The following is a 23555-nucleotide window of genomic DNA, read 5'->3' on the forward strand; positions in this document are numbered from 1 at the left end:
AACGGGAGTGCGGCCGTCCGTGCCGGGGGAGGGGCGAGGGAGGACAAGCACCGACGCGTGCGCGCTCCGCCTTCGGGGTCGCCTACCGCGTGATTCGGCTGATTCCGTGATCAACTGATGCAAGATACATTCTTGGACATACGGAATCAGCGCCAGGCCGCGCATCCGGCGGCGCCGCGCGACGGAGAGGCCGACCATGAACATCCCGTTCCTCGACAAGTGGCGCAGGCGGCACGCCGGGACGGACCGGGCCCACGGGCTCGCGGCCGCGTTCGAGCAGGATCCGGAGGGTGTCGCCGAACTGTTCTCGGAGTGCGAGCTGCTGCGCTCCCAGGCGAGCGCCGCCGGACTCGAACTCGACGACTCCCCGGCCTCGTTGGCCGCCCTCGACCAGCTCCTCCCGCTCTGGCGCGACGACCCCGAGATGCTGCCCTGGCTCGGCAACGACGCGGGCCTGTACCTCGGCACCGTCGTGGTGCGCACGGTGCCGGGCGCGACCTGGCACGTGTGGCCCGGCGGCAGTCCGGTCGTCCGGCTGAAGACCGGCCGGGACATCCAGGTCGTCGAGGCGGGACTCGACTGGGCGGTGCAGGGCGCGCCCGAGCTGTCCCAGGTCCACGCGGAGGCGTCGGAGGCCTGATCGCCGGATTCTTCAAATACGGTTAATGCCCATAAGTGCGTGTCGTCCAGTAAGTCCCGTTTTTGCGTGGATAGTTTGCGCGGACGTACACAGCTGAGAGTGGGCAGGTCTTGCCATGGCCGTCGATCCTTTGATCGAGCTGCGTGATGTGAACAAGTACTACGGAGAGTTGCACGTCCTCCAGGACGTCGACCTCACCGTCGGCAAGGGGGAGGTGGTCGTGGTCATCGGCCCGTCGGGGTCGGGCAAATCGACACTGTGCCGCACGATCAACCGACTCGAGACCATCCAGTCGGGAGAGATCAGACTCGACGGGCAACCGCTGCCCGACGAGGGGAAGGCCCTCGCGCGGCTCCGCGCCGAGGTCGGCATGGTCTTCCAGTCCTTCAACCTCTTCGCGCACAAGACCGTTCTCCAGAACGTCTCGCTGGCGCAGGTCAAGGTGCGGGGCCGCAAGAAGGACGAGGCGGAGCAGCGCTCCCGGGAACTTCTGGAGCGCGTCGGCCTGTCCGCGCACGCCGACAAGTACCCCGCACAGCTCTCCGGCGGCCAGCAGCAGCGCGTGGCCATCGCCCGCGCCCTGGCCATGGACCCCAAGGCGCTGCTCTTCGACGAGCCGACCTCGGCCCTCGACCCCGAGATGATCAACGAGGTCCTGGAGGTCATGCAGCAGCTCGCGAGGGACGGCATGACGATGGTCGTCGTCACCCATGAGATGGGCTTCGCCCGCTTCGCCGCCAACCGGGTCGTCTTCATGGCCGACGGACGCATCGTCGAGGACCGGGCCCCGGAGGACTTCTTCACCCACCCGGAGAGCGAGCGCGCCCGGGACTTCCTCTCCAAGATCCTCAAGCACTGACGGGGGGCGTGCTCGTGAAGCGACACACCATGCGCCACACCGTGCGGACGACCCGCCTGCTCGCCGCGCTCCTCCTCGCCGCCTGCGCCGCCGCCGCGTGCGGCAAGGAGGGCAGCCCGCCGACCAAGGGGCCCGCCGCCGACGAACTGCCCAAGTACCGGGTGGTGACCGGCTTCCAGCTGCCCGACTCGCGGACCTGGCGCAAGGCGAAGAGCCGCGGCCGTTTCGTCGTCGGCGCCAAGGAGGACCAGCCCTACCTCGGCGAGAAGGACCCGGCGACCGGGGCCTACTCCGGCTTCGACATCGAGATCGCCAAGATGGTCTCGGCCTCGCTCGGCCTGGACCCCGGGCGGATCGAGTTCAAGACGATCGCGTCGGCGAACCGCGAGACCGCCCTGCAGAACGGGCAGATCGACTACTACGTCGGCACGTACACCATCAACGACAACCGCAAGAAGCTCGTCGGCTTCGCCGGGCCCTACTACATGGCGGGCCAGGGGCTGCTGGTGCGCAGCGACGAGGACGACATCAAGGGCCCGCAGGACCTGGCCGGCAAGCGCGTCTGCTCGGCCGCCGGATCCACCCCCTACCAGCGGATCCAGCAGGACTACCCGAAGGCCACCCTCGTCGCCTACGACACCTACTCGGTCTGCGTCGACAACCTGCTGACCTACCAGGTCGACGCGGTCACCACCGACGACGCCATCCTGATCGGCTACGCGGCCAAGGTGCCCGACGAGCTCAAGGTGGTCGGCAAGCCCTTCTCGAAGGAGCCGTACGGCATCGGCGTACCCCGGAACGACAACGCCCTGCGGTTCGCGATCGACGACGCCCTCGCGGCGGGCGAGAAGGACGGCGACTGGAAGAAGGCCTACGACGCCACCCTGGGCCTGTCCGGGGTCCCGGCGCCGCGGCCGCCCGCCATCGACCGCTACCCGGCGAGCTGAGGAGGCGTCGTGGACGTACTGACAGACAACTTCTCCACGTTCGGCGAGGGCTTCCTCGGCACCGTCGAACTCACCGTCTACGCCTCGATCCTCGCCCTCGTGCTCGGGTTCGTCATGGCGTCGTTCCGGGTGGCACCCGTCGGGTCCTTCCGGGTCTTCGGCACCGTGTGGGTGACGGTCCTGCGCAACACCCCGCTGACGCTGCTGTTCTTCGCGGTGCTGCTCGGCCTGCCGCGCTTCGGCCTGGTGCTGCCCTTCAAGGTGTTCGCGGTGCTCGCGCTCGGCTGCTACACCTCCGCCTTCATCTGCGAGGCGCTCAGGTCGGGCATCAACACCGTGCCCAAGGGGCAGGGCGAGGCGGCCAGGAGCCTCGGCATGAGCTTCGGCCAGACCCTGTCCATGGTCGTGCTGCCGCAGGCCTTCCGTTCCGTGATCGCGCCGGTCGGCTCCAACCTCATCGCGCTCGCCAAGAACTCGGCGATCGCGGGCGCGTTCAGCGTCACCGAGCTGCTGGGCACCTACAAGACGCTCAGCGAGCTGGGCTACAACATCATCTGGACGTTCGTCTGGATCGCCCTCGGCTACCTCATCATCACCCTCGCCATCAGCGCGATCTTCAATGTCCTCGAAAAGCGCTGGGGAGTCGCCCGATGAAAGCCCTCTCCCACGATTCCACCGCCCTCTACGACGTCCCGGGCCCGCGGACCGTGCGCCGCCACAAGCTGTACGGGGTGCTCTCCACGCTGGTCGTGCTCGGACTCGTCGCGTGGATCCTGTATCTGCTCTTCGACACCGACCAGTTCACGGCGACCAAGTGGACGCCCTTCGAGTACAAGGGCATCCAGGAACTGCTGCTGCGCGGCCTCGGCAACACGCTGAAGGCCTTCGCGATCTCCGCGGTCCTCGCGCTCGCCCTCGGCGGCCTGCTCGCGATGGGGCGGCTCTCCGACCACCGTCCGGTGCGCTGGCTGGCCACGCTCCTCGTGGAGTTCTTCCGGGCGATGCCCGTCCTGGTGATGATCTTCTTCGTCTTCGTGGCGCTGAAGGTCCAGCCGCTGCCCGCGCTCGTCGCCGGGCTCACGCTCTACAACGGCTCCGTACTCGCCGAGGTCTTCCGATCCGGCGTCAACTCCGTGGAGAGGGGGCAGCGGGAGGCGGCCTACGCGCTCGGAATGCGCAAGACACAGGTCATGGGACACGTCCTCGTACCGCAGGCCGTGCGTGCCATGTTGCCCGCCATCATCAGCCAGTTGGTGGTGGCCCTGAAGGACACCTCGCTCGGCTATCTGATCACCTACGAGGAGTTCCTCCATGCCGGGAAGCTCATCGCGTCGAATCTCGACTACGATTTGCCCTTCATCCCCGTGGTCATGGTGATCTCACCGATCTACATCGGGATGTGCATGTTGCTGTCGTGGTTCGCCCAGTGGGTGTCGAAGCGTCAGCGGCGCAACCCGAAGACCGAGGCCGCGGACATCGCCCCGGCCGAACCAGGGACGCTGCTGCCGGGTGCGCAGTAGCTGATGGGCCAGACCCACCCGGCAGCAGCCGGTGATCACTGCTCGCGCAGGGGAACGGACACGTACGACGGGTCCGCCTCCGGCGAGGAGAAGGTCAGCTGCGCGCCGGTCGGGTTGTGCTCGATGTAGAGCGGGTCGACCGTGTCGACGACCAGGGCGAGCTTGTGTCCTGCCGGTACGTCGTAGGCCGTGGAGAACAGCTCCAGGTCCACGCCGAACGGCTTTCCGGGCGTCTTGCCGTGGAAGGTGTACGGCGCGTTGCTGACCAGCTTGCCGAGGCCGAGCGGGCCCACGTCGTAGAGGTACGCGACGAGGGTGCCGCTCTCCTTGGTGCTGGTGAGCGTGGTGTGCAGCTTCGCCGTCCCGCGCACCCGCTGGGTGCTCGCGTACCGCTCCGACTCCCACACGCCCGTGTAGCGGCGCGGCAGCAGCGGCACCGAGGCCATCGGCGGGATCTTCAGGAACTGGTCGAGGGCGTTGGAGAGGATGGCGATGCCGCCGTTGGCGCCCGAGTCGACGTTCGTGCGGATCGTGGTGGAGCCCGCCATGGCGATCTTCTTGCGGGTGGGGCCCACCGACTTCCAGTCCGGGTAGCCCTCGTAGCCGCCGTCCGAACGGGACTTGAGCTGGACCGGCTGCTCCTTGTCGATGCCGTTGTCCGTGCCCTTGAGGTAGTGGTCGAACCACCGGCGGGTCGAGGTCCAGGTGTCGTTGGGCAGCCCGAGCAGGCCGGTCGCCTCCGCCGTCGCGTGGTCGCCGGGGCGGAACTCCAGGCGCTTGGGGCCGGTCAGCCGCTCGTAGAACCCGGCGTACTGGTTGGGCGGGAAGAGCGTGTCGCCCCAGGCATTGCCCAGCATGATGGCCGCGCCGTTGTCGTTGATCTTGTCGAGATAGGTCGCGGGGGAGCGCTTGGCGCCCCAGGCGATCATCTCGTCCTCCTTGTCCAGGTTGGACCCGAGGAAGTCCTCGAGGGTCTGCCGGAGTTCGGCGCTCGGCCGTCCGGTGAGCGCGCCTGCGCCGCCGAGCAGGGCCGCGGCCTGGGCGTGCTGGGTGCGCCCGCTGTAGATCGAGTCGATGAGGTCGGCCCAGCCGCTCAGGGCGGCGACCGCCTTGATCCGCTTGTCGTGCCCGGCGGCGAGCAGGCTGATGCCCGCGCCGTACGAGACGCCCGCCATGCCGACCTTCGCCGGGTCGGCCGGGGTGTTCGCCAGGGTCCAGTCGATGACCTTGGAGGCGTCGGCGATGTCCTCGGGGCCCGCGGTCTCGATCTCGCCGCCGGACTGCCAGAAGCCGCGGGAGTTGTAACTCACCACGACATAGCCCGAGTCGGCGAGCTTCTGGGCCTGGGCGACGTACTCGATCTGGGGCACGGCCCAGCTGGTGGGCAGCACGATCGAGGGGTAGCCGGCCCCGGGCCTCGCGTCCTTGGGGGTGAAGACGTTGGCCTTCAGGACGGTGCCGCCGTCGCCGGGGATGTCGACGAAGCGCACGTCGGTGGAGCTCGCGGCCGGCGGCGCGGCGGCCGGAGCCGCCTGCGCCGCCGGGGCGAGACCGAGGGCGGCGCCGGCGACCAGGGTCGAACAGACGGCGCCCGCGGTGGTCGTACGCAGGGTCCGGTGCGGGTGCGGAGCTCTCACGGGTCACTTCCTCACTCGTTGAAAGTGCAAAGTGACCCGACGGTAACCGTGATCCCTTACCGGGGGTAACCCGTCGGTAAGTTACGCCCGGGTAACGATAGGTGGAGGGTGGGCGACTACCGCAGCGCGCTCTTGGCCTGCCAGTCGGACCAGGAGATGTTCCACTCGCCGTAGCCGTTGCCCGGGTCCGGGGCGCCCTTCGAGCCGCTGCCGGTCACCTCGAAGGGGTCGCCGATCTGGGCCTGGCCGTAGAGCCAGCCCGCGTCGCCGTCGCTCATGCCGACGCAGCCCGAGCTGTGGTTGGTGTTCCCGAAGTACGAGGCGTTCCAGGGGGCCGCGTGCGCGTACATGCCCGACCAGGTCAGGCGCATCGAGTAGTCGACCATCTTGTCGTAGGAGTCGCCCAGGCCCACCGTCTCGGAGCGCATGTTGATCGTGCCCTCCTTCGACATCAGGACGGAGGTGCCGCCCCAGGAGGCCTTCTCGCCGCCGGGCGTGCCGGCCGACATCGGCAGCGACCTGACCGCCTTGCCGTCGCGCAGCAGGGTGGCCGTCTTGGTGTCCAGGTTCACCTTGACGATCTGGCTCCGGCCGACGGTGAAGCCGGTCGCGTAGTCGCGGACGAACCAGCCGCCGCCGGAGTCGATGCCGTTCAGACGGGCGTCCAGCTTCACCTTGGTGCCGGACTTCCAGTACTCCTTGGGGCGCCAGTCGACGCGGTCCTTGCCGTCGTAGTTCTTGATCCAGCCCCAGGAGCCCGTCGTGCCGTTCGACGTCGTCACCTTGAGCTGCTTCTCGACGGCGGCCTTGTTCTTCACCGGGTGGTCGAAGGTGATCGACAGGGGCTGGCCGATGCCGACCGTGCTGCTCTTGCCCGGGGTGAGCGTCACCTTGTTGACCTGGTCGGGCGCGGCCGTCTTGAAGGAGGCCTTCGCGCTGCCGCCCTGGTCCGTGACCGCCTCGACCTCGTAGGAGGTGCCGGGGGCGGCCTTGCGCTGCGAGGTCCAGGTCGAGCCGTTCGCCGACACCTTGCCGGACAGCTTGCCGCCCTTGGCGTCGGCGACGGTGACCTGCTTGAGCTTCCCGTCGGCCAGGCTCACCTTCACGGGCTCGCCCGCCCTCGCCTGCTGTCCCGAGAGGTTCACCGAGATCTCCGGCTTCTCGGCGGCCTTGTCGGCGCCGGACGCGCCGCCGCCCGAACAGGCGGTCAGTGCGGCGGCCAGCACCGCGAGGCCCGCGGTCGCCGCGTGGCGGGTGCGAAGGGGGCGTCGGCGGCTCGAAGAGCTCTGCGGGGTCAAGGAACGTACCTCCGTGCGAATGTGGACTGCACGGAGAGAGGGGCCATGGCCGGGACGGGTTGCCTGTTGTCCGGAAATTCCCCGCTAGATCACGTAAGGCGCCGGTCGGTGTCGGCGCTGCGTGAGGGCGGCGTCACTTGGCGCGATGGGAGGAGCGCGCCGACGGCGTGGGCAGCGGCGTCCGCGCGGCGCGCGTCACGTCCGCGACGAGCTCGACGACGTCGGGTCCGTACGCCTGCGAATTGACGATCTTCAGGAGCAGGACGAACGAGTTGCCGCCGTGCTTGCGGGCGAGCTTCTCGTGGTGGCGGGCCAGATAGCGGGTGGCCGCCTGGCTGGTGACCGCGCGCTGGCCGCAGAAGAGGAAGACGGGTCTGGCCTCCTGGCCCTGGTCCGCGGTGAGCCGGGCGAGGATCACGTACTCGGTCAGGCCGGACTCCAGGCGGTAGCGCTCGCCGCCGATCTGGAAGGCGCCGCGGTCGGCGACCGGCTCCGGCTCCGTGTTCACGCGCACGCCGGGCAGCAGCGAGTGCATGTGCGCGGCCATCCGGCGGTTCGCCACCGGGCTGCCCACGCAGAACTCGGTGCGCTCGCCGAAGCCCTGCTGGGCCGCGTCGTGCGCGACCACCTGGGCGTGCGCCCCGCACTCCTTGATCACCGCGGAGAGTTCGAGCAGCGCGAAGACGTCCTGGCGCACCACCATCAGTTCGGGGCCGCCCGCGTCGCGGTTCACCACGAGCAGCGACTCGGAGTTGTCGGGCAGCCCGAAGAAGGCCTGCTTGCGGCGGAGCCTGCGCTTCCACAGGTAGCCGCGGACGAGCCAGCCAAGGACGGCAGCGATGCCGACCGCGATCAGGCCGAGGACGAGGTTGCGCACGTCTTCAGTCATGGGGGCGCATGCTAGCGGGCCGCCGCACCGGTGTTCGAGGAGGTCCTGACGCGGCAGGGCAGGTGAAGTTACGCTGCGCAGACGGTTGTTGACTGGAGGTACGAATGCGTCGCGCTGTCGTACGGAATCTCACCCTATGGGCGGTCGGAGGGGTATTGGTGTCGGTCGGTGCGGCCGCGCCCCCTTCGCCTTCGCGCTCGGCGGAACCGGCGTCCGCGCGCCCCGCGGGTGCCACCCCGCACAAGGAGCCGGTCGCCGTCGGATCCGGCGGCGCCGTCGCCAGTGTCGACCCCGACGCCTCGGCGGCGGGCATCGAGGTCCTCAGGAAGGGCGGCAACGCCGTGGACGCGGCCGTCGCCACCGCCGCCGCGCTCGGCGTCACCGAGCCCTACTCGGCGGGTGTCGGAGGCGGCGGCTACTTCGTCCACTACGACGCGAAGACCCGCGAGGTCAGCACGATCGACGGCCGCGAGACGGCCCCGCGCACCGCCGACTCCGGGCTGTTCCTGGAGAACGGCAAGCCGATCCCCTTCGCCGACGCCGTCACCAGCGGCCTGAGCGTCGGCACCCCCGGCACGCCCGCCACCTGGCGGTCCGCGCTCGACGCCTGGGGCAGCAAGAGCCTGCGCACCCTCCTGAAGCCCGCCGAGCGCCTGGCGCGCGACGGCTTCACGGTCGACCCGACCTTCCGCGCGCAGACCGAGTCGAACCGGCAGCGCTTCGAGGACTTCCCCGACACCGCGAAGCTGTTCCTGCCCGGCGGCGAGCTGCCGGTCGTCGGGTCGACGTTCAAGAACCCCGACCTGGCCCGCACCTATGCCGAGCTGGGCCGCGAGGGCGTCGGCGCGCTGTACCGCGGGGAGCTCGGCAAGGACGTCGTGCGCACGGTGAACAAGCCGCCCGTCGACCCGGACGCGGACCGCGTCGCGCGGCCCGGCGACCTCTCCGCCAAGGACCTCAAGGCGTACGCGGTCAAGCGCCAGGCCCCGACGAAGACCTCGTACCGCGGACTCGACGTGTACTCCATGGCGCCCTCGTCCTCCGGCGGTACCAGCGTCGGCGAGGCGCTGAACATCCTGGAGCGCACGGACCTCTCCGAGGCGTCGAAGACCGCCTACCTGCACCGCTACATCGAGGCGAGCCGCATCGCGTTCGCCGACCGCGGCCGCTGGGTCGGCGACCCGGCGTTCGAGGACGTGCCGACCAAGCAGCTCCTCTCCCAGCGGTACGCCGACTCGCGCGCCTGCCTGATCAAGGACGACGCCGTCCTCAAGAGCCCGCTCGCACCCGGCGACCCGCGTAGGCCCAGGGCCTGCGCGACGGGCGACAAGGCCGCCCCGACGACGTACGAGGGCGAGAACACCACGCATCTGACGGCCGCCGACAAGTGGGGCAACGTCGTCGCGTACACCCTGACCATCGAGTCCACCGGCGGCAGCGGCATCACCGTCCCGGGGCGCGGGTTCCTGCTCAACAACGAACTGACCGACTTCTCCTTCGCGCCGGCCGACCCGGCGGTGCACGACCCGAACCTGCCCGGGCCCGGCAAGCGGCCGCGCTCCTCGATCTCCCCGACGATCGTGCTCCGGCACGACAAGCCGGTCGTGGCGCTCGGCTCGCCGGGCGGCGCCACCATCATCACGACCGTCCTGCAGACCCTGACGGGCTTCGTCGACCGGGACCTTCCGCTGGTCGACGCGATCGCCGCGCCGCGCGCCAGCCAGCGCAACGCCGCGCAGACCGAGCTCGAACCCGGCCTGTGGGACAGCCCCTCGAAGAAGGCGCTGGAGGCGCTGGGGCACTCCTTCAAGCAGAACCCGGAGATCGGTGCCGCCACGGGCGTCCAGCGCCTCGCGGACGGCAGGTGGCTCGCCGCCGCGGAGAAGGTCCGCAGGGGCGGCGGGTCGGCGATGGTGGTGCATCCCGACCGGTGAGGTGCGCCGGAGGGGTCGGGGCCCGGAATGCGCGGCCCCGACCCCTCAGGCCGTCCGCGGGTCCCGGAGCCTCCCGGCCCGCACGCGGCGGCGGATCACCGTATGGATCGCAGCACGGATCGCAGCACGGATCACCGTACGGATCACAGTGCGGTCAGGATCCTCGGGCCGTCCTCGGTGATCGCGATGCTGTGCTCGGCGTGCGCCGCCCGGCTCCCGTCGTTCGAGCGGAGCGTCCAGCCGTCCGGCGCCGGGTAGTAGCCGTCGCCGCCGCCCGCGACCACCATCGGCTCGATGGCCAGGGCCATGCCGGGCCGCAGGACCATGCCGCGGCCGGGACGGCCCTCGTTCGGCACGCCCGGGTCCTCGTGCATGCTGCGGCCGATGCCGTGGCCGCCGAAGTCCTCCGGGATGCCGTACCCCTCCTTGCGGCAGATCGTGCCGACGGCGTGCGCGATGTCGCCGATGCGGTTGCCCGGCACGGCCGCCGCGATGCCCGCGGCCAGGGCGCGCTCCGCCGTCTCGATGAGACGCAGGTCCGCCGGGCGCGGGGTGCCGACCGTGAAGCTGATCGCGGAGTCACCCACCCATCCCGCGAGCTCGGCGCCGCAGTCGATGGAGACGAGGTCGCCGTCGCGCAGCCGGTAGCCGTCGGGGATGCCGTGCACGATCGCGTCGTTCACCGACGCGCAGATGACGCCCGGGAACGGGGTGGGGGCGAAGTGCGGGCGGTAGCCGAGGAAGGGGGAGGAGGCGCCGGCCTTGCGGAGCACGTCGTGCGCCACCTCGTCGAGGTCGAGCAGGGACACGCCCACGGCGGCCGCCTCGCGGCATGCGGTCAGGGCCTGCGCCACGATGCGGCCCGCTGCACGCATCGCCTCGATCGATTCTGCTGTCTTGAGTTCCACCATGCCAATTACTATACCGGTATTTGAATGGGGGTCGGCTACGATGGCCGCATGGTACGGACTCCTTTGACCCCCGAAGAGCGCGAACGGGGCGAGCGTCTCGGCATGCTCCTGCGGGATGCCCGCGGTGCGCGGAGCATGGTGTCGGTCGCCGCCGAGGCGGGCGTCTCCGCGGAGACGCTCCGCAAGATCGAGACAGGCCGGGCACCCACGCCCGCCCTCTTCACCGTGGCGGCGCTGGCCTCCGCGCTCGGACTCTCGCTGGACGAGCTGGTGGTCCGGTGCGAGCTGACCGTGGTCTGAAGTCCTGATCCCGGCGGCGTACGACGCGGCGGCAAACTGCGTGTAGTCGTCCCGTAACACGTCTGGTGTTATCTTCCGGACCGGAAGACTCCTGTCTCCACGGGGCGGTGCTGGCAGATGGCAGTGGGACAACTCCCTGATCAGGTCAGGGAGTTCGCGCGATACCTGAGAGACCTCCTCGGGCGGCTCGACCAGAACGCCGGATGGTGCGGCGTCTTCTGGCAGCGCGACCCGGAGGGCATGCGCGCATGCCTGGACGGCGCCGAGGTGCCGCCCTGGGACGTGGTGCAGGCGCTGCTCCACGACCTCGCGGCGGACCGCGGCATTCCGGAGGCCGAGCGCGAGACCGGCCGGGCGCGCGCGCTCCACCGGGCCTCCCTCGACGCGTACGACGCGCGCCCCGGCGGGCTCGAACTCCTCGGCGACCGGCTCGACATGATGCTCGGGGAGCAGCGGGTGGCCCTGGAGCGGCAGGCCGATCTGGGCCGGCAACTGACGGGTGCGGCCGACGCGGACCACGTCGAGCGGATCCACCTCGACCTGGCCTGGGTCCGCGACGACCACGAGCGGGCCACCGCCCGCTGCGCGGAGCTGCGGGGACGCATGGACCGGCTGACCGAGGCCAGGCGCCCGTCCTGGGTCGACCTCGGCACGGAGGCCACGGGCGGCGACTTCGGGGCACCGCCCGCGGGGGACTTCGGGGCGGCAGCGGCGGGCGACTCCGGCGGCCGGGACACGTACGGCGGGCCGGGCGGCATCTTCGCCAGTGTGCCCGCGGACAACTTCGGGGGCGCGTTCGAGGGCGCGGGCGGTGCTGGCGGTAACGGCCACGGGGACGCATACGGCGCGTACGACGGGGACTTCGGGCAGGGGCCGGAGCGGGAGGCCGACGGGCCGGCGCACGACGACGTCTTCGCGGTCCCGGGCGCCGGGGGCCAGGGGCGCGGTGGGCACGCCGCCCCCGCGGACGCGGGCGGCCCCGTCGGCGGTGGCACGGACCCCGTCTCCGCGCGCCACGCGGCACCGGACGCCGAGCCCCGCGTACCCCGGCAGGAGAAGGCCCCCGAACCGGCCCCGGCGCGTGCCGGGCGGACCCGGCGCCGCCCCCGCGGCGCGCGGTTCGCCGGGCTCGGGGACGGCGGAGCGCAGGGCGCGGACGGAGCCGTCGCCGCGCCCGCCCCCGTGGAGGGCGGGCGCGCCCCGCGCGGGGCGCGGTTCGCCCCCGCCGGCCGGACGCCCGCGCCGCGCCCCGCAGGCGACACGGCCGACGAGGCGGACGTCCGCGCCACCGCGGAGGCCGTCCAGGACCTCGTCCGGCTCCGCGGCGAGGGCCGCAGCGGCGAGGCGCACGGCGTGCTCGTCGAGGCAGCGGGCTGGCCCGCCGCCCGGCTCCCGCTGTTCGCCGGGGAACTGCACCGCGCCGGGCTCGGCGCCGACTGGGCGACCCTGCTGTGGGAGGCCGCCTCGCTGCCGCCCGACCGGCTCGTCGCGCTGGCGGACGCCCTCGCCGGGGCGGGCCGCTCCGACGACTGCAGGAAGCTGCTGCGCCAGGGCGTCGCGCGCCCCGCGCCGGAGATCGCCGAGGCCGTGCTCGCGCTGATCGACGCGGGCCGGGAGCGGGAGGCCCGCGCGCTGCTCGACTCCTACGTCCGCGTGCGCACCTCCGAGGACGTGGCCCGCTGCGCCCACACGGACCCGCACCGCCTCATACCCCTGCTCCTCGACACGGCGCAGGGCGTCTCCGACGAGCACCACTGGGACCTGGTGCACGCACTGCGCGTCGCGGGCTTCAGCGCCTGACCGGGACCGGCCGGACGCCCGCCCCGGCTGCCGTCGCCGGGCCGCTTCGCGCCCGTTTCTCGCCCGCTCGGGTGCGAAACATGATCGACTCCGCCGGTTGACGGCGATGGTCTTGCTCAGCCCGTCGGCGGAGTCGTACGTTCTCCTAATCCACGCAGCAAGTCTACGTGCGTAGAGGCTCTCTGACGTCCTCTCAAGGACCTGCGAAGGAGCAGCTCATGGTCAACGTCGTACGCGCCGCACTGGTCCAGGCGACCTGGACAGGCGACACCGAATCCATGATCGCCAAGCATGAGGAGCACGCCCGTGAGGCGGCCCGCCAAGGGGCGGGGATCATCGGGTTCCAGGAGGTCTTCAACGCTCCCTACTTCTGCCAGGTCCAGGAGCCGGAGCACTACCGCTGGGCCGAGCCCGTGCCGGACGGGCCCACGGTCACCCGCATGCGGGAGCTCGCCCGCGAGACCGGCATGGTGATCGTCGTCCCCGTCTTCGAGGTCGAGCAGTCCGGGTTCTACTTCAACACCGCCGCCGTCATCGACGCCGACGGCAGCTACCTGGGCAAGTACCGCAAGCACCACATCCCCCAGGTCAAGGGCTTCTGGGAGAAGTACTACTTCAAGCCCGGAAACCTCGGCTGGCCCGTCTTCGACACCGCCGTCGGCAAGGTGGGCGTCTACATCTGCTACGACCGCCACTTCCCCGAGGGCTGGCGGCAGTTGGGGCTCAACGGAGCCCAGATCGTCTACAACCCCTCCGCCACCTCGCGCGGCCTCTCCGCCTACCTGTGGCAGCTCGAACAGCCCGCGGCCGCCGTCGCCAACGAGTACTTCGTCGCCGCGATCAACCGCGTCGGCCAGGAGGAGTACGGCGACAACGACTTCTACGGCACGAGCTACTTCGTCGACCCGCGCGGCCGGTTCGTCGGTGAACCGGCGGACGACAAGAGCGAGGAACTCGTCGTCAGGGACCTCGACTTCGACCTCATCGACGAAGTGCGCCAGCAGTGGGCGTTCTACCGAGACCGCCGCCCGGACGCCTACGAAGGGCTGGTACAGCCGTGACCGACCTGTACGGCCGCCACCGCGCCGTCCTGCCCGAGTGGCTCGCCCTCTACTACCGGCGGCCACTGGAGCTCACCCACGGCGAGGGCCGCCACGTCTGGGACGCCGAGGGCACCCGCTACCTCGACTTCTTCGGCGGCATCCTCACCACCATGACGGCCCACGCCCTGCCCGAGGTCACCAAGGCGGTGAGCGAGCAGGCCGCCCGGATCATCCACTCCTCGACCCTCTACCTCGACCGGCCGATGGTGGAACTCGCCGAGCGCGTCGCCGCGCTGTCCGGCATCCCCGACGCCCGCGTCTTCTTCACCACCTCGGGCACCGAGGCCAACGACGCGGCGCTGCTGCTCGCCACCGCGTACCGCCGCTCCAACCAGATCCTGGCGATGCGCAACAGCTACCACGGCCGCTCCTTCACCACCGTCGGCATCACCGGCAACCAGTCGTGGTCGCCGACCAGCCTCTCGCCGCTCCAGACGCTGTACGTGCACGGGGGCGTCCGCAGCCGCGGCCCGTACGCCGGCCTGAGCGACGCCGAGTTCACCGCCGCCTGCGTCGCCGACCTGCGGGACATGCTCGGACAGGGCCGCGGGGGAGTGGCGGCGCTGATCGCCGAGCCGATCCAGGGGGTCGGCGGCTTCACCTCGCCGCCCGACGGCCTGTACGCGGCCTTCCGGGAGGTCCTCGACGAGCACGGCATCCTGTGGATCTCCGACGAGGTGCAGACCGGCTGGGGCCGCACCGGCGAGCACTTCTGGGGCTGGCAGGCGCACGCGCAGCACGGCCCGCCGGACATCCTCACCTTCGCCAAGGGCATCGGCAACGGCATGGCGATCGGCGGCGTGGTGGCCCGCGCCGAGGTCATGAACTGCCTCGACGCCAACTCCATCTCGACGTTCGGCGGCTCCCCGGTCACCATGGCGGCCGGCCTCGCCAACCTCACCCACCTCCTGGAGCACGACCTCCAGGGCAATGCCCGGCGGGTGGGCGGACTCCTCATCGAGCGGCTGCGGGCGATCTGCGCCCAGTTGCCCGTGGTGCGCGAGGTGCGCGGCCGCGGCCTGATGATCGGCATCGAGCTGGTCGAGCCCGGCACCGACCGGCCGAACCCGCAGGCGGCCGCCGCCGTCCTCGAAGCGGCCCGCGAGGGCGGTCTGCTCATCGGCAAGGGCGGCGGGCACGACACCAGCGCGCTGCGCATCGCCCCGCCGCTCTCGCTGACCGTCGCGGAGGCGGAGGAAGGCGCCGCGATCCTCGAACAGGCCCTGCGGAGCGCCTAGTTCACCCGACCGCGGCCCGGCGGGGCCGCGGAATCCCGGCAGGGCAGGACCGCAGGAACCCGGCAGGACCGCAGGAAAGGGAGCGCACCACATGAGCAACCGCACGCTGATCACCGGCGGCCTGGTCATCACGGCCTCCGACGAACTGCCCGTCGACGTCCTGGTGGAGGACGGCAGCGTGGTGGCGCTCGCCACCCGGGACAGCCACGGATGGAGCGCCGACCGGGTGATCGACGCCACCGGGAAGTACGTGATCCCGGGCGGCGTCGACGCCCACACGCACATGGAGATGCCCTTCGGCGGCACCACCGCCGCCGACACCTTCGAGACCGGCACCCGCGCCGCGGCCTGGGGCGGCACCACCACCATCGTCGACTTCGCGATCCAGTCCAAGGGCGGCACCCTCGCCGCGGGGCTCGACGCGTGGCACGAGAAGGCGGCCGGGAAGTGCGCGATCGACTACGGCTTCCACATGATCATGTCGGATGTGACCGCGTCCTCCCTCAAGGAGATGGACCGGCTCGTCGCCGAGGGGATCAGCTCGTTCAAGCTGTTCACCGCCTACCCGGGCGTCTTCCTCTCCGACGACGGGCAGATCCTGCGGGCGATGCAGCGCGCCGCGTCCAACGGCGGCCTGGTCATGACGCACGCGGAGAACGGCCTGGCCATCGACGTCCTGGTGGAGCAGGCGCTGGAGCGGGGCGAGCGCGACCCGCGGTACCACGGGGAGGTCCGCAAGGCGCTCCTGGAGGCCGAGGCGACGCACCGCGTGATCAAGCTGAGCCAGGTGGCGGGCGCCCCGCTGTACGTGGTGCACGTCTCGGCGCGGGAGGCCGTGGCCGAGCTGGCCCGCGCCAGGGACGAGGGCCTGCCGGTCTTCGGCGAGACCTGTCCGCAGTACCTCTTCCTGTCGACCGACAACCTCGCCGAGCCGGACTTCGAGGGCGCCAAGTACGTCTGCTCGACGCCGCTGCGGCCCCGCGAGCACCAGGAGGTGCTGTGGCGCGGGCTGCGGACGAACGACCTCCAGGTGGTCTCCACGGACCACTGCCCGTTCTGCTTCAAGGGGCAGAAGGAGATGGGCCGGGACGACTTCTCGAAGATCCCGAACGGTCTGCCGGGCGTCGAGAACCGCATGGATCTGCTGCACCAGGCCGTCGTCGAGGGCCGCATCAGCCGCCGCCGGTGGATCGAGGTGGCCTGCGCGACACCGGCCCGGATGTTCGGCCTCTACCCGAAGAAGGGCACCATCGCCCCGGGCGCCGACGCCGACATCGTCGTCTACGACCCGCACGCCGAGCAGACCCTGTCCGCGCAGACGCACCACATGAACGTGGACTACTCGGCGTACGAGGGCAAGCGGGTGACGGGCCGGGTGGAGACGGTGCTGTCCCGGGGCGTCCCGGTGATCGAGGACCGGGTCTACACGGGGCACGCGGGGCACGGGTCGTTCGTGCCGCGGGGGCTCTGCCAGTACGCGTGAGGCGGTGCGGGTGACGCCCCGCAGGCACGGCTGACGTCGCACGTCCAGGGGGGTGAGGGCCGCATCGCGCGGCCTCTCGCCCCCTCCTCGTGAGCGGGCCCGCAACGGCCCGGCGCCTGCCGGGACCTGACGGCATGTGACCCGCGTCACTGCAAGGGGGCCTTGGCTCGAAGGAGCCGCCCGTGTCACTATTTCTGCACGCCGACTCTGCCCAAAACCCGTCGCCAAGCGCCGGGTCGAGTGCCGTGGCCACTGGCCGGCACGGGCGGGACCGGGTCTCTCCCCGGTTCGGTACTGCTTCCCCTTCGCACTCCATGCATGCGTGCCGTCCTGCCCCCGTGCGGGACGGCTCAAGAGCCGCGCGTGCGATCCCCGCGGGTCGAAGGGGATTGACGACCTTAAGCAATGAGATGCCGCTCCGGCTCTTCACGTGGATGAAGTCCGCCCGGGGCGGGGGACCGCCGATTCTGCGCGTCCCCTTTCGTATTCCCTTCGTATTCCTTTCGTCATGCCGTCCAGCGGTTGAACGCGCCCCGGCAGTACGGCGCCCGGGTGTTCTCGTCCCGCCAGACGTAAAGATCGATCAATGGAGGAACCATGTCGGAATCCGCCGAGTTGACAGAGCTCTACTCGATCATCGAGAAGACGGCCCAGGTGGTGGACGTCACCGCCTCGCACGAGAAGGTGTGGCCCATCCTCAACGCCTTCGAGGACGTCGTCGGCAACTCCGTCATCTCTTTCCGGGCGTCGACCGGCAGCAGTGCCGACGACCTCGACACCCGCTTCACGATGCTGCCGCAGGGCTTCGACCCGTACGCCCGCGCCCTGGAGCACGGCATCACGCCCCGGCAGGACCCCCCGGTCGGCAGCCTGCTCAAGGAGGTCCACGAGAACCTCCCCATCACCAGCTGCGGCGTCGACTTCGGTGTCGCCGGCGGCTTCACCAAGACCTGGTCCTTCCCCAGCGCGGAGAACCTGATCAAGGTGTCCGACCTGGTCAAGCTGCCCTCCGTGCCCGAGAGCGTGGCCGCGAACCTCGACTTCTTCGAGAAGTGGGGCATCGCCGACATGGTCAGCACCGTCGGCATCGACTACTCCAAGCGCACCGTGAACCTCTACTTCGGCGGCGGCGTCGGCGACCGCGTGCCGGCCGCGGTCTTCGAGGAGGAGGGCGTCCGGGCGATCTTCGACGAGCTCGGGCTCCCGGCGCCGAGCGAGGAGCTCCTGAAGTTCTGCGAGCGGTCGTTCGTCATCTACGTCACGCTGAGCTGGGACTCGCCGAAGATCAGCCGGTTCACCTACTCGGTGATGACGACGGAGCCGCTGGGCCTGCCCATCACCTTCGCCCCGACCTTCGAGCGGCTCATCAAGGAGGCCCCGTACGACACCACGGGCCGCAATTACGTCTACGGCATCGCGGCCACGCCCAAGGGCGAGTACCACAAGATCGCCTCGTACTACCAGTGGCAGAAGAAGGTCGAGAACCTGCTGCGTTCCGACGGCTGAGCACTTCTCGCCCGCCGGGGCCGAAGTCGAGGGGCCCGGCCGGAAGCGATCACCCGCTTCCGGCCGGGCCCTTTTCTCTGGAACGGCCGGGGCCGTGACCGCACCCGGCAGGCTTCATTCCTTCCTAGAAATCTGGATGATGCGATCTCCATGCAGAAAAGACAAAGGGAGCTGAGTGCGTTGACGCCACCGACCTCGGCGGAGGGGGTGTCAGAAATCCGCCGCGCCCGTACGGTCGGTATCGGCCGCGCCCACGCGAAGACGATCGTGCTGGGCGAACACGCGGTGGTGTACGGCGCTCCCGCCCTGGCCCTGCCGGTGCCCCAGCTGGCGGTCACCGCGAGCGCCGGGTGGTCCGCCAAGGCCCCGGACGACTCCGGCGACGTCTCCCTGACGATGACCGGCTCCGCCTCGCGGCCCGTCGCCACCCAGGCCTCGGACTGGCTGCGACGGCTCGCCGACGAGTTCCGGACGACCATGGACGTCGCCGCCGACGTCCACCTCGACGTGATCCTCGACTGCGCGATCCCGCCGGGCCGGGGCCTCGGCTCCAGCGCCGCCTGCGCACGGGCGGTGGTCTTCGCCCTCGCCGACCTCTTCGACCGCGAGGTCGACGCGCGGACCGCCTTCGACCTGGTGCAGACCGCGGAGAACGTGGCCCACGGCCGCGCCAGCGGCGTCGACGCCACCGCCGTCGGCGCGCCGGGCCCGCTGCTCTTCCAGCAGGGCCGCGCCGAGGAACTGCCCATCGGCTGCGACGCGTTGTTCATCGTCGCCGACAGCGGCGAGGTCGGCCGCACCAAGGACGCCGTCGCCCTGCTGCGCGCAGGCTTCCAGCAGCACCCCGGCGCGCAGGAGCGCTTCGTGCGCCGCGCCACCGAGCTGACCGACGAGGCCCGGCACGCCCTGGCCGACGGCAAGCCGGAAGAGCTCGGCTCCCGCATGACGGAGTATCACGAACTGCTGCGCGCCGCCGGGTTGAGCACCGACCGGATCGACGCCCTGGTGGACGGGGCGCACGCGGCCGGCAGCCTCGGCGCCAAGATCACCGGCGGGGGCATGGGCGGCTGCGTCATCGCGCTGACCCAGTCCGAGCAGGCGAGCGCGGTGACCCGGCGCCTCCACGAGGCCGGCGCCGAACAGACATGGGTCGTACCGCTGAGGGGAAGTGCCGGCCATGGGCGCTGAGCAGCAGGCCACGGCGGTGCGTCCGGCACCGCGGGGCAGCACGGGGAGCGCGACCGCGGTGGCGCACCCGAACATCGCACTGATCAAGTACTGGGGCAAGCGCGACGAGCGGCTGATCCTGCCGCGCACCGACAGCCTGTCGATGACCCTGGACATCTTCCCGACGACCACCCGCGTCCACCTCGCCCCCGGCGCGGACCACGACGAGGTGACGCTCGGCGGCGCGCCCGCCGAGGGCGACGCGAAGCAGCGCATCGTCACCTTCCTCGACCTGGTGCGCGAGCGCGCCGGCAGCGGCCACCGGGCCGTCGTCGACACCGAGAACACCGTGCCCACCGGCGCGGGCCTCGCCTCCTCGGCCAGCGGCTTCGCCGCCCTCGCCGTGGCCGCGGCCGCCGCCTACGGCCTGGACCTCGACGCCACCGCGCTGTCGCGGCTGGCCCGCCGCGGATCAGGCTCCGCGTCCCGGTCCCTCTTCGGCGACTTCGTGGTCTGGCACGCGGGCCGCGAGGACGGCACGGACGAGGACGCGGACCTGAGCTCGTACGCCGAGCCCGTGCCCGCAGGACCCCTCGACCCCGCCCTGGTCGTCGCCGTGGTCAACGCCGGACCCAAGGACGTGTCCAGCCGCGCCGCCATGCGCCGCACCGTCGACACCTCGCCGCTCTACGAGCCGTGGGCCCTCTCCAGCAGGGACGACCTGGTCGACATGCGCCGCGCCCTCGGCCGCGGCGACCTCGCGGCCGTGGGCGAGATCGCCGAACGCAACGCGCTGGGCATGCACGCCACGATGCTCGCGGCCCGCCCCGCCGTCCGCTACATGTCGCCCGCCTCGCTCACCGTCCTCGACAGCGTGCTGCAACTGCGGCGCGACGGCATCGCCGCCTACGCGACCATGGACGCCGGACCGAACGTCAAGGTGCTCTGCCGCAACGCCGACGCCGACCGCGTCGCCGACGTGGTGCGGGCCGCCGCCCAGGGCGGCGCGGTCCACACCGCGCGCCCCGGCCCCGGCGCCCGGCTGCTGGCCGAGGGCGCCTGATGTCCGCTCGGCCGACGGTCGTGCGGCGCGCGCCCGGCAAGCTGTTCGTCGCGGGCGAGTACGCGGTGGTGGAGCCGGGCAACCAGGCGATCCTGGTGGCGGTCGACCGCTACATCACGGTCACCGTCGCCGACCCCGCCGAGCCCGGCGTCCTCCTCGCCACGGACCTCGCCCCGCGACCGGCCAGGTGCCACTGGCAGGACGGGCGGCTGGCCGGCCGCGGCCCGCAGGACGAGCGGCTCGCCCGCCAGGGCCTCACCCACGTGGTGGCGGCCGTCGAGGCCGTGACCCGGCTGCTCGCCGAACGCGGCCTGGACGCACCCGCGTTGGACGTCTCGGTGAGCAGCGGACTGCACGACGGGGGCACCAAGTTCGGCCTGGGGTCGAGCGGTGCGGTGACCGTGGCGACCGTCGACGCGGTGGCCGCCTTCTGCGGCCTCGACCTGTCGTACGACGAGCGGTACCGGCTCGCCGTGCTCGCCACGGCGGGCCTCGACCCCAAGGGCTCCGGCGGTGACCTCGCGGCGAGCACCTGGGGCGGCTGGCTCGCCTACCGGGCGCCCGACCGGACCGCCGTGCTCGACCTGGCCCGCCGCGCGGGCGTCGGGGAGGCACTGAGCGCCCCCTGGCCGGGCCACGAGGTCCGCAGGCTGCCGCCTCCCCGGGGCCTCGCCCTGGAGGTCGGCTGGACCGGCAACCCCGCCTCCACCGCGTCCCTCGTGTCCGGCCTGGACCGGCGGACCTGGCGGGGCAGCGCCTCGCACCGGCGGTTCGTCGAGACCACCGGCGACTTCGTGCGCGCCGCGGTCGACGCGCTGGAGGCCGGGGACGGGAACGGACTCCTGGAACAGATCCGCCGGGCCAGACGGGAGCTGGCCCGGGTGGACGAAGCGGTCGGGCTCGGGATCTTCACCCCCGAGCTGACCGCGCTCTGCGACGCGGCCGAGACGGTCGGCGGCGCGGCCAAGCCCTCCGGGGCCGGCGGCGGCGACTGCGGCATCGCACTCCTGGACGCCGAGGCGTCCTCCGACATCGCGCACGTACGGAAATTGTGGACCACGGCGGGGGTGCGGCCCCTGCAGCTCCGTCCCGCCATGGAAGGGAACGAAGAATGATCTCTCAACGCAAGGACGACCACGTCCGCCTCGCTGTCGAGCACCAGCGCGGACTCAGCGGACACAACCAGTTCGACGAGGTGTCGTTCGTCCACCACGCCCTGGCCGGCATCGACCGCCCGGACGTGTCCCTGGCCACGAACTTCGCCGGCATCTCCTGGCAGGTGCCGCTCTACATCAACGCGATGACCGGCGGCAGCGAAAGCACCGGCATCATCAACCGCGACCTGGCCATCGCGGCCCGCGAGACCGGCGTCGCCGTCGCCTCCGGGTCGATGAGCGCCTACTTCAAGGACCCGTCCTGCGCCGGCACGTTCAGCGTGCTGCGCAAGGAGAACCCGGACGGGTTCGTCCTGGCCAACGTCAACGCGACGGCCTCGGTCGACAAGGCACAGCGCGCCGTCGACCTGGTGCGGGCCAACGCCCTGCAGATCCACATCAACACGGCGCAGGAGACGCCGATGCCGGAGGGCGACCGCTCGTTCTCGTCCTGGGTCCCCCAGATCGAGAAGATCGTGGCGGCCGTCGACGTCCCCGTCATCGTCAAGGAGGTCGGCAACGGCCTCAGCCGTGAGACCGTCCTCCTCCTGGAGAGCCTGGGCGTGCGCGTCGCCGACCTCGGCGGCCGCGGCGGCACCGACTTCGCCCGCATCGAGAACGGCCGGCGGGAGGTCGGCGACTACGCCTTCCTGCACGGCTGGGGCCAGTCCACCGCCGCCTGCCTCCTGGACACCCAGGACGTCGGCATCCCCGTCCTGGCCTCCGGCGGCGTCCGCAACGCCCTGGACGTCACCCGCGCCCTCGCGCTCGGTGCCTCCGGCGTCGGCGTGTCCGGCGGATTCCTGCGCACGCTCAAGGACGACGGGGTGTCCGCGCTCATCGCCCAGATCTCCACCTGGCTCGACCAACTGGCCGCCCTGCAGACCATGCTCGGCGCGCGCACCCCCGCCGACCTGCGGCGCTGCGACGTGCTGATCCAGGGAGACCTCCGTACCTTCTGCGCCGACCGAGGCATCGAGACGGCGCCCTTCGCCCAGCGTTCCCGCTCTGTCGAGGCCGCTCAAGAACTGACGGGAAGCACCCGATGACCGAGACCCACGCGATAGCCGGCGTCCCGATGCGGTGGGTCGGCCCGCTGCGCATCTCCGGCAACGTCGCCACCACCGAGACCCAGGTCCCGCTGGCCACCTACGAGACGCCGCTGTGGCCCTCCGTGGGCCGCGGCGCCAAGGTGTCCATGCTCGCCGAGAACGGCATCGTCGCCACCCTCGTCGACGAGCGGATGACCCGCTCCGTCCTCGTCGAGGCGACGGACGCGCAGACCGCGTACGTGGCCGCGCGCGCCATCGAGGCACGCATCGACGAGCTGCGCGAAGTGGTGCGCGGCTGCAGCCGGTTCGCCCAGCTGATCGACATCCGGCACGAGATCAACGCCAACCTGCTGTTCATCCGGTTCGAGTTCACCACCGGTGACGCCTCCGGGCACAACATGGCCACGCTCGCGTCCGACGCGCTGCTCAAGCACCTTCTCGACACGATCCCCGGCATCTCCTACGGGTCGATCTCCGGCAACTACTGCACGGACAAGAAGGCCACCGCGATCAACGGCATCCTGGGCCGCGGCAAGAACGTGGTCACGGAGCTGCTGATCCCGCGCGACGTCGTCACCGACGTCCTGCACACGACCGCCGCCAAGGTGGTCCAGCTCAACATCCGCAAGAACATGCTCGGCACCCTGCTCGCCGGCGGCATCCGCTCGGCGAACGCGCACTACGCCAACATGCTGCTCGGCTTCTACCTCGCGACCGGCCAGGACGCGGCCAACATCGTCGAGGGCTCACAGGGCGTCACCATGGCCGAGGACCGCGACGGCGACCTCTACTTCGCCTGCACCCTGCCGAACCTGATCGTCGGCACCGTGGGCAACGGCAAGGGCCTCGAGTTCGTGGAGACCAACCTCGCCCGGCTCGGCTGCCGGGTCGACCGCGAACCCGGCGAGAACGCCCGCAGGCTCGCCGTCATCGCCGCGGCCACCGTCCTGTGCGGAGAGCTCTCGTTGCTCGCCGCCCAGACGAACCCCGGCGAACTGATGCGCGCGCACGTCCAGTTGGAGCGTAACCAGACGGAAAAGGTCGGTGTGTAGGG

The 23555-nt window shown here is 71.3% G+C and carries 21 protein-coding genes; 17 read left to right on the forward strand and 4 right to left on the reverse strand.

Annotated elements, in window-relative coordinates; genetic code table 11:
• Positions 1-196 precede the first annotated feature (196 nt).
• The 5 genes from ACFYXE_RS30650 to ACFYXE_RS30670 all read left to right on the forward strand — a co-directional run bounded on the left by ACFYXE_RS30650 (position 197) and on the right by ACFYXE_RS30670 (position 3966).
• Positions 197-640: a DUF6278 family protein gene (locus ACFYXE_RS30650; protein ID WP_389318130.1), complete on the forward strand. Its 444-nt coding sequence runs from the start codon at positions 197-199 to the stop codon at positions 638-640.
• A gap of 115 nt (positions 641-755) precedes the next feature.
• Positions 756-1499, forward strand: a complete 744-nt coding sequence (locus tag ACFYXE_RS30655) for an amino acid ABC transporter ATP-binding protein (protein WP_389318132.1) — start codon at positions 756-758, stop codon at positions 1497-1499.
• 29 nt (positions 1500-1528) lie between these two features.
• Entirely contained in the window at positions 1529-2446 is a 918-nt protein-coding gene (locus ACFYXE_RS30660; RefSeq protein ID WP_389318191.1) for a glutamate ABC transporter substrate-binding protein, read from the forward strand.
• Positions 2447-2455: 9 nt separating this feature from the next.
• Positions 2456-3100, forward strand: a complete 645-nt coding sequence (locus tag ACFYXE_RS30665) for an amino acid ABC transporter permease (RefSeq protein WP_361168013.1) — start codon at positions 2456-2458, stop codon at positions 3098-3100.
• Complete coding sequence (locus ACFYXE_RS30670) at positions 3097-3966, forward strand: amino acid ABC transporter permease (RefSeq protein WP_389318135.1); 870 nt, start codon at positions 3097-3099, stop codon at positions 3964-3966. The genes ACFYXE_RS30665 and ACFYXE_RS30670 overlap by 4 nt, the downstream gene beginning before the upstream one ends.
• A 35-nt stretch (positions 3967-4001) precedes the next feature.
• Here the strand turns inward: ACFYXE_RS30670 and ACFYXE_RS30675 are convergent, their stop codons facing one another.
• The 3 genes from ACFYXE_RS30675 to ACFYXE_RS30685 all read right to left on the reverse strand — a co-directional run bounded on the left by ACFYXE_RS30675 (position 4002) and on the right by ACFYXE_RS30685 (position 7790).
• Complete coding sequence (locus ACFYXE_RS30675) at positions 4002-5603, reverse strand: alpha/beta fold hydrolase (RefSeq protein ID WP_361168019.1); 1602 nt, start codon at positions 5601-5603, stop codon at positions 4002-4004.
• Positions 5604-5719: 116 nt separating this feature from the next.
• A complete protein-coding gene (locus ACFYXE_RS30680) occupies positions 5720-6901 on the reverse strand; it encodes an Ig-like domain-containing protein (protein ID WP_389318138.1) in 1182 nt (393 codons plus the stop codon).
• Between the two features lie 133 nt (positions 6902-7034).
• Complete coding sequence (locus ACFYXE_RS30685) at positions 7035-7790, reverse strand: hypothetical protein (RefSeq protein ID WP_361168025.1); 756 nt, start codon at positions 7788-7790, stop codon at positions 7035-7037.
• Between the two features lie 104 nt (positions 7791-7894).
• Here ACFYXE_RS30685 and ggt point away from each other — a divergent pair, with 104 nt between their 5' ends.
• Positions 7895-9724: a gamma-glutamyltransferase gene (gene ggt, locus ACFYXE_RS30690; RefSeq protein ID WP_361168028.1), complete on the forward strand. Its 1830-nt coding sequence runs from the start codon at positions 7895-7897 to the stop codon at positions 9722-9724.
• A 143-nt stretch (positions 9725-9867) separates the two neighbouring features.
• On the opposite strand, the gene map is transcribed toward ggt, so the two are convergent.
• Positions 9868-10635, reverse strand: a complete 768-nt coding sequence (gene map, locus ACFYXE_RS30695) for a type I methionyl aminopeptidase (RefSeq protein ID WP_389318141.1) — start codon at positions 10633-10635, stop codon at positions 9868-9870.
• A 48-nt stretch (positions 10636-10683) separates the two neighbouring features.
• Between map and ACFYXE_RS30700 the strand changes: the two genes are divergently transcribed.
• The 11 genes from ACFYXE_RS30700 (at position 10684) to ACFYXE_RS30750 (ending at position 23553) form a co-directional block, all read left to right on the forward strand.
• Positions 10684-10935 (forward strand): helix-turn-helix domain-containing protein, encoded by a 252-nt coding sequence (locus ACFYXE_RS30700; RefSeq protein WP_389318143.1) that lies wholly within the window; start codon positions 10684-10686, stop codon positions 10933-10935.
• Between the two features lie 117 nt (positions 10936-11052).
• Positions 11053-12735 (forward strand): hypothetical protein, encoded by a 1683-nt coding sequence (locus ACFYXE_RS30705; RefSeq protein ID WP_389318145.1) that lies wholly within the window; start codon positions 11053-11055, stop codon positions 12733-12735.
• Between the two features lie 218 nt (positions 12736-12953).
• Positions 12954-13796 carry a nitrilase-related carbon-nitrogen hydrolase gene (locus ACFYXE_RS30710; protein ID WP_389318147.1) on the forward strand — a complete coding sequence of 281 codons (843 nt, stop codon included), beginning with the start codon at positions 12954-12956 and terminating at the stop codon, positions 13794-13796.
• Entirely contained in the window at positions 13793-15076 is a 1284-nt protein-coding gene (locus ACFYXE_RS30715) for an aspartate aminotransferase family protein (RefSeq protein ID WP_389318149.1), read from the forward strand. Before ACFYXE_RS30710 ends, ACFYXE_RS30715 begins: the two co-directional genes overlap by 4 nt.
• Before the next feature lie 91 nt (positions 15077-15167).
• Positions 15168-16559, forward strand: coding sequence for a dihydropyrimidinase (gene hydA / locus ACFYXE_RS30720; protein ID WP_389318151.1), 1392 nt, complete (start codon positions 15168-15170; stop codon positions 16557-16559).
• A 597-nt stretch (positions 16560-17156) separates the two neighbouring features.
• Entirely contained in the window at positions 17157-18065 is a 909-nt protein-coding gene (locus ACFYXE_RS30725; RefSeq protein WP_389318153.1) for an aromatic prenyltransferase, read from the forward strand.
• 207 nt (positions 18066-18272) lie between these two features.
• A complete protein-coding gene (gene mvk, locus ACFYXE_RS30730; RefSeq protein WP_389318155.1) occupies positions 18273-19253 on the forward strand; it encodes a mevalonate kinase in 981 nt (326 codons plus the stop codon).
• Positions 19243-20295: a diphosphomevalonate decarboxylase gene (mvaD, locus tag ACFYXE_RS30735; protein ID WP_389318158.1), complete on the forward strand. Its 1053-nt coding sequence runs from the start codon at positions 19243-19245 to the stop codon at positions 20293-20295. Before mvk ends, mvaD begins: the two co-directional genes overlap by 11 nt.
• A complete protein-coding gene (locus ACFYXE_RS30740) occupies positions 20295-21410 on the forward strand; it encodes a phosphomevalonate kinase (RefSeq protein ID WP_389318160.1) in 1116 nt (371 codons plus the stop codon). The genes mvaD and ACFYXE_RS30740 overlap by 1 nt, the downstream gene beginning before the upstream one ends.
• Positions 21407-22498, forward strand: coding sequence for a type 2 isopentenyl-diphosphate Delta-isomerase (fni, locus tag ACFYXE_RS30745; protein ID WP_389318162.1), 1092 nt, complete (start codon positions 21407-21409; stop codon positions 22496-22498). The genes ACFYXE_RS30740 and fni overlap by 4 nt, the downstream gene beginning before the upstream one ends.
• Positions 22495-23553, forward strand: a complete 1059-nt coding sequence (locus ACFYXE_RS30750; RefSeq protein WP_389318164.1) for a hydroxymethylglutaryl-CoA reductase — start codon at positions 22495-22497, stop codon at positions 23551-23553. Before fni ends, ACFYXE_RS30750 begins: the two co-directional genes overlap by 4 nt.
• Positions 23554-23555: the final 2 nt, after the last annotated feature.

The organism is Streptomyces sp. NPDC002564 (assembly GCF_042889645.1).
Taxonomy (GTDB): Bacteria; Actinomycetota; Actinomycetes; order Streptomycetales; family Streptomycetaceae; genus Streptomyces.

Coding starts and splice junctions, on each gene's coding strand:
- ACFYXE_RS30660 (WP_389318191.1), top strand. CDS start 1,529: ATGCGCCACACCGTGCGGACGACCCGCCTGCTCGCCGCGCTCCTCCTC.
- ggt (WP_361168028.1), top strand. CDS start 7,895: ATGCGTCGCGCTGTCGTACGGAATCTCACCCTATGGGCGGTCGGAGGG.
- ACFYXE_RS30750 (WP_389318164.1), top strand. CDS start 22,495: ATGACCGAGACCCACGCGATAGCCGGCGTCCCGATGCGGTGGGTCGGC.
- ACFYXE_RS30655 (WP_389318132.1), top strand. CDS start 756: ATGGCCGTCGATCCTTTGATCGAGCTGCGTGATGTGAACAAGTACTAC.
- mvaD (WP_389318158.1), top strand. CDS start 19,243: ATGGGCGCTGAGCAGCAGGCCACGGCGGTGCGTCCGGCACCGCGGGGC.
- hydA (WP_389318151.1), top strand. CDS start 15,168: ATGAGCAACCGCACGCTGATCACCGGCGGCCTGGTCATCACGGCCTCC.
- ACFYXE_RS30710 (WP_389318147.1), top strand. CDS start 12,954: ATGGTCAACGTCGTACGCGCCGCACTGGTCCAGGCGACCTGGACAGGC.
- ACFYXE_RS30740 (WP_389318160.1), top strand. CDS start 20,295: ATGTCCGCTCGGCCGACGGTCGTGCGGCGCGCGCCCGGCAAGCTGTTC.
- ACFYXE_RS30650 (WP_389318130.1), top strand. CDS start 197: ATGAACATCCCGTTCCTCGACAAGTGGCGCAGGCGGCACGCCGGGACG.
- ACFYXE_RS30725 (WP_389318153.1), top strand. CDS start 17,157: ATGTCGGAATCCGCCGAGTTGACAGAGCTCTACTCGATCATCGAGAAG.
- fni (WP_389318162.1), top strand. CDS start 21,407: ATGATCTCTCAACGCAAGGACGACCACGTCCGCCTCGCTGTCGAGCAC.
- ACFYXE_RS30705 (WP_389318145.1), top strand. CDS start 11,053: ATGGCAGTGGGACAACTCCCTGATCAGGTCAGGGAGTTCGCGCGATAC.
- ACFYXE_RS30670 (WP_389318135.1), top strand. CDS start 3,097: ATGAAAGCCCTCTCCCACGATTCCACCGCCCTCTACGACGTCCCGGGC.
- ACFYXE_RS30700 (WP_389318143.1), top strand. CDS start 10,684: ATGGTACGGACTCCTTTGACCCCCGAAGAGCGCGAACGGGGCGAGCGT.
- ACFYXE_RS30685 (WP_361168025.1), bottom strand. CDS start 7,790: ATGACTGAAGACGTGCGCAACCTCGTCCTCGGCCTGATCGCGGTCGGC.
- map (WP_389318141.1), bottom strand. CDS start 10,635: ATGGTGGAACTCAAGACAGCAGAATCGATCGAGGCGATGCGTGCAGCG.